This window comes from Gammaproteobacteria bacterium (assembly GCA_033720895.1).
In the GTDB taxonomy this organism is placed as follows: domain Bacteria; phylum Pseudomonadota; class Gammaproteobacteria; order Natronospirales; family JAJUFS01; genus JAWWBS01.
The window spans coordinates 1-4,689 of the sequence record JAWWBS010000095.1 but is presented as its reverse complement, the minus strand read 5'-3'; the positions used below and the strand labels follow the sequence as shown (position 1 = coordinate 4,689).

The following is a 4,689-nucleotide window of genomic DNA, read 5'->3' as shown; positions in this document are numbered from 1 at the left end:
TTTGATGCTAAGCATTTGTTTCACTCTTCGATTTGAATTCGTTTAACCGACCGCGCCTTCCAGCGAGACGGCCATGAGATTCTGTGCCTCGACGGCAAACTCCATCGGCAGCTCCTTGAACACGTCCTTGCAGAAGCCGTTGACGATCATGTTGGTCGCGTCTTCTTCCGAGATGCCGCGCTGCATGAGATAGAACAGCTGCTCGTCGGAGATCTTCGAGGTGGTGGCCTCGTGTTCCAGGATGGCGTCCGGGTTGCGCGCTTCCACGTAGGGGAAGGTATGCGCGCCGCACTGGTCGCCAATCAGCAGTGAATCGCACTGCGTGTAGTTGCGCGCACCGGTTGCCTTCGGCGTGATGCGCACCAGGCCACGGTAGCTCTGGTCGCCATGGCCGGCCGAAATGCCCTTGGAAACGATCGTCGACTTGGTGTTCTTGCCGATGTGGATCATCTTGGTGCCGGTGTCGGCTTGCTGGTAGTTGTTGGTCAGCGCAACCGAATAGAACTCGCCGACCGAGTTGTCGCCACGCAGGATGCAGCTCGGGTATTTCCAGGTGACAGCCGAACCGGTCTCCACCTGTGTCCAGGTGATCTTGGAGTCGTCGCCACGACAATCGCCACGCTTGGTGACGAAGTTGTAGATGCCACCCTTGCCGTTCTCATCGCCGGGGTACCAGTTCTGTACGGTCGAGTACTTGATGGTCGCGCCTTTCTCCGCGACCAGCTCGACGACAGCCGCATGCAACTGGTTTTCATCGCGCATCGGCGCCGTGCAGCCTTCCAGGTAGGAAACATGCGCACCTTCGTCGGCAATGATCAGCGTGCGTTCGAACTGGCCGGTGTTGGCGGCGTTGATCCGGAAATAGGTCGACAGTTCCATCGGGCAACGCACGCCAGGCGGAATGTAGACGAAGGAGCCATCGGTAAAGACGGCCGAATTCAGTGTTGCAAAGAAGTTGTCGCGGTAGGGCACGACCGTGCCGAGATATTTCTCGACCAGCTCCGGATGTTCTTTCACCGCTTCCGAGAAGGAACAGAAGATCACGCCGGCTTCTGCCAGCTTGTCCTTGAAGGTGGTTGCGACCGAGACCGAATCGAACACCGCATCGACTGCGACACCGGCAAGCCGCGCGCGCTCGTGCAGCGGAACGCCCAGCTTGTCGTAGGTTTCCAGCAGCTTGGGATCCACCTCGTCCAGGCTTTGCGGCTTGTCCTTCTCCGACTTGGGCGCGGAGTAATAGGAAATCGACTGGTAGTCCGGCAACGGGAACTCCGGCTTCTGCCAGTGCGGTTCCTTCATCTCGAACCAGTGGCGCAATGCCTTGAGGCGGAACTCGAGCATGAACTCGGGCTCGCCCTTGATGGCCGAGATGTGGCGAATCACATCCTCGTCGAGTCCGGGCGGCAGGGTCTCGGATTCGATATCCGTACTCCAGCCGTGCTCGTACTCTTTCTTGAGATGCGCTTTGACTTCTGCATTGTCCGTGGACATCAGGATTCCACCTTGATTGGTATGTTCAGTGCGTTCAATTGCCGCTTGCCGAGCCTTACGGTCGGCGGTGTCAGCGATTCCGGTTCGGCCAGGTCGCGCAGCGAGACGTCTTTCAGTGCGTTGCGAATGGCGCCATTGATGCGCTGCCAGGACGAGCCAATATGGCAATGGCTTTCCAGGTCGCAGGCGCCATCGTCCTGCGAACAGGCCGTCAGGCCGACCGGGCCTTCGATGGCGTCAATGACGTCGACGGCACTGATCGCCTCGGGATCGCGAGCCAGGCTGTAACCGCCGTTGGCGCCGCGCTGGGAAACCAGCAGGCCGCCACGGGTCAGCAGCTTCAGCAGCTTGGAAACGGTCGGTGCGGCCACGCGGGTGGCTTCGGCGACATCGGCCGCGGTCAAAACGGCATCCGGCGTCCTGGCCATGTGGGCCAGCACGACAGTGCCGTAATCGGTCATTTTGCTGAGTCGCAACATGGCTTGATCCGTGCTCACGCCAGTAAAGAGGACTATTTTAGTCCTATTGGGGGCCAGGTTAAACCCCAGACCCGCTTTTTGCGCATGTACAGGCATGTCAGTACTTGGGAAGCTGCGGCCAGCGGAGTATGCTGCGCCCGCGAAAAGGGAGTCCCGATGACCCTACGAAAGCCACAAGACGAAACCCGCACAGGCGTGATGTATGCCTTGCTGTGCTATGGCCTGTGGGGCTTCACGCCGTTGTACTTCAAGGCGATCGATTACGTGCCAGCGCTGGAAATGCTGGCGCACCGGGTGGTCTGGTCGGCGGTCTTCCTTGCCATCCTGTTGTGGCTGAAAGGCCGCTTTCACGAGATCAGGCCGCTGGTCACGGATTTCTCCCAGCTACGCTGGCTGCTGGTCTCCTCCTTGCTGATCAGCGCCAACTGGGGCCTTTACATCTATACGGTCATGTCTGGCCAGATCCTGCAGGCCAGCCTCGGCTACTACATCAATCCGCTGGTTTCCGTGCTGCTGGGCATGCTGTTCCTGAAAGAAGGGCTGCGACCCGTGCAATGGCTGGCGGTGTTGCTGGCGGTGGGCGGCACGCTGAATCTTGCGATCAGTTACGGCGAAGTGCCCTGGCTGGCACTGGCGCTGGCCTTCAGCTTCGGGTTCTACGGCCTGGTCCGCAAGATGGCACCGGCCGGCCCGCTGGTTGGCCTGCTGGTCGAAACCCTGCTGGTGACCCCCATCGCCTTGCTCTACCTGGCGTGGCTCGCGGAGCAGGGCAGCGGCCTGTTCCTGGCGAAAGACACCTACACCGATGGCATGCTGCTGGCCGCGGCGTTCGTGACGGCCTTGCCGCTGCTGTGGTTCACCAACGGAGCGAAGCGCCTGCGACTGTCGACCATGGGCCTTTTCCAGTACATCGCCCCGACCATGCAGTTCCTGCTGGCTGTCTGGTTGTTCAAGGAGACCTTTACCGTGGCCCATGGGGTGACCTTTGTCCTGATCTGGTCGGCGCTGCTCATCTACACCGGCGATATCCTGCGCATGCAGGCCCGGTTGAGGCACGCCCCGGCGAGTGCCGCAAAATAGAGAATCCTTACAGGCAGTTCCTTCGCCCTTGGGTTAGAATCCCGGCCGGGAAAGCCTGGTGCCGTGAGCTTGCAGGCTTGAGGGAGTGACTTCGGGGGATTCAACAAGCTTCATGTCCACGGAAAACGTCTTTTTTGTCCTCGCAGGCTATCCGGTGCGCTGGCAGGAACTGGTCCTTGGCCTGGTCCTGCTGCTGGCGTTGCTGGTCGCGGGTTTCCGCTACTGGCGCTGGTACAGCAGCACGCCACAGCGCATTCGCCGTGCGCTGAAGGAAATCTCCCACGACATGATGGAAGATTTCTTCCTGGCTGATGGCCTTGGCGGTCACATTCATATCGACGTGTTGCTGCTTACCAATCGCGGTTTGCTGGTGCTGGACCTGAAGGATGTCGAGGGTGCGGTTTTCGGTGCCGACCACATGGACGAATGGGTGCTGATCGCGGGCAATCGTCGCCATGGCTTCCCCAATCCGCTGTATGCGCTGCATGACCGCATCGCCACGGTGCGCATGCATGCCAAGGATACCCATGCCGAAGGCTACGTCGTGTTCACCGAGTCGGCGCGATTCGAGAAAGGTGTGCCCTCCGAAACGGTCGTGCTTGACCACCTGGTCGAGACAGTAGGACCTGCCGGTGACGACTATCCGCAGGCGTTCTCGGACAGCTGGCGTGCCTTGCGCAACCTGGCCGAGCAGGCGCAGGAAGAAACCCGTCCCCCGGCATAAGCTGCACTTTGTCGACTACACTGGGGTTTCTTGTCGTCTCCGGAGCCTCCTCATGTACAAGCTTGCTGCTTTGTTTGCGCTGCTCTTCCTGGGTAGCGCATGTGCCACCCAGCCTGCAACGTCAGCCACCTCGCCGAGGGCCATAGCGTCCACTGCCTATGCCGATTTCGACAGGGGCGACATCGAAGCGGTGCTGGGCGTCATGTCGGAAGACCTGGTCTGGTACGAATCCGAAGGCCTGCCGCAGGGCGGGGTCTACCAGGGGCCGAAGGAAGTCATGGAGAATGTCTTTGCAACGCTGACTGGCTGGGCGTCCTACTCGGCGGTGCCGCAGATATACATCGAGGAAGGCAACATGGTGGCCGTGCGCGGCGAATACCGGGGCGTTCGTGCCGACACGGGCGCCGAACTGAAAGTCCCGTTCGTGCATATCTGGGTGATCGAGAATGGCGAGGTCGTGACCTTCTACCAGTTGACCGACACGGTTGTTTACAACGCCGTGATGCAGGCCGACTGACCGCCTGCTGATACTGGCTAGAAAAAACCCGCCTTTCGGCGGGTTTTTCATGAGCAGCTATTGTTTATGCAGCAGCCGCTTTTTCGTCGCGGTGATAGTGATCGTGGATCACGTTCGACACGCAGCAGGTCAGCTTCTTGGCCATCGGGATGTGCATGAACTCGTTCGGGCCATGCGCATTCGATTTCGGCCCCAGCAGGCCGGTGACGATGAACTGTGATTCCGGGAACTGCTCGGCCAGCATGCCCATGAAGGGAATGCTGCCGCCCATGCCGAAGTACACGACATCCTTGCCGAAGTACTCGTTCGACGCGGCGTTCATCGACTGGTCCAGCCACGGCGCGACTGCGGGAGCGTCCCAGCCGCTGGCGGCTGAATCGGCCTTGAAATCGGCCTTG

The 4,689-nt window shown here is 60.2% G+C and carries 6 protein-coding genes; 3 read left to right on the top strand and 3 right to left on the bottom strand.

What is annotated here, in order from left to right:
• Positions 1-42: 42 nt before the first annotated feature.
• Both sufB and R3217_10310 read right to left on the bottom strand, forming a co-directional pair.
• Positions 43-1,491: a Fe-S cluster assembly protein SufB gene (gene sufB, locus R3217_10315; protein MDX1455835.1), complete on the bottom strand. Its 1,449-nt coding sequence runs from the start codon at positions 1,489-1,491 to the stop codon at positions 43-45.
• Positions 1,491-1,970, bottom strand: coding sequence for an SUF system Fe-S cluster assembly regulator (locus tag R3217_10310; GenBank protein ID MDX1455834.1), 480 nt, complete (start codon positions 1,968-1,970; stop codon positions 1,491-1,493). Before R3217_10310 ends, sufB begins: the two co-directional genes overlap by 1 nt.
• A 156-nt stretch (positions 1,971-2,126) precedes the next feature.
• Between R3217_10310 and rarD the strand changes: the two genes are divergently transcribed.
• The 3 genes from rarD to R3217_10295 all read left to right on the top strand — a co-directional run bounded on the left by rarD (position 2,127) and on the right by R3217_10295 (position 4,291).
• The gene (gene rarD / locus R3217_10305; protein ID MDX1455833.1) at positions 2,127-3,050 is read left to right on the top strand and encodes an EamA family transporter RarD; all 924 of its coding nucleotides are present in this window, start codon (positions 2,127-2,129) and stop codon (positions 3,048-3,050) included.
• 112 nt (positions 3,051-3,162) lie between these two features.
• Complete coding sequence (locus tag R3217_10300) at positions 3,163-3,774, top strand: nuclease-related domain-containing protein (protein ID MDX1455832.1); 612 nt, start codon at positions 3,163-3,165, stop codon at positions 3,772-3,774.
• Positions 3,775-3,826: 52 nt separating this feature from the next.
• The gene (locus R3217_10295) at positions 3,827-4,291 is read left to right on the top strand and encodes a nuclear transport factor 2 family protein (protein MDX1455831.1); all 465 of its coding nucleotides are present in this window, start codon (positions 3,827-3,829) and stop codon (positions 4,289-4,291) included.
• 64 nt (positions 4,292-4,355) lie between these two features.
• Here R3217_10295 and R3217_10290 read toward each other — a convergent pair.
• The coding region (locus R3217_10290; protein MDX1455830.1) for a peptidase M20 at positions 4,356-4,689 on the bottom strand (334 nt) is incomplete at its 5' end.

Excerpts from the sequence above, each read along its gene's own strand:
- R3217_10295 (MDX1455831.1), top strand. The coding sequence starts at position 3,827 with ATGTACAAGCTTGCTGCTTTGTTTGCGCTGCTCTTCCTGGGTAGCGCA.
- sufB (MDX1455835.1), bottom strand. The coding sequence starts at position 1,491 with ATGTCCACGGACAATGCAGAAGTCAAAGCGCATCTCAAGAAAGAGTAC.
- R3217_10310 (MDX1455834.1), bottom strand. The coding sequence starts at position 1,970 with ATGTTGCGACTCAGCAAAATGACCGATTACGGCACTGTCGTGCTGGCC.
- R3217_10300 (MDX1455832.1), top strand. The coding sequence starts at position 3,163 with ATGTCCACGGAAAACGTCTTTTTTGTCCTCGCAGGCTATCCGGTGCGC.
- rarD (MDX1455833.1), top strand. The coding sequence starts at position 2,127 with ATGACCCTACGAAAGCCACAAGACGAAACCCGCACAGGCGTGATGTAT.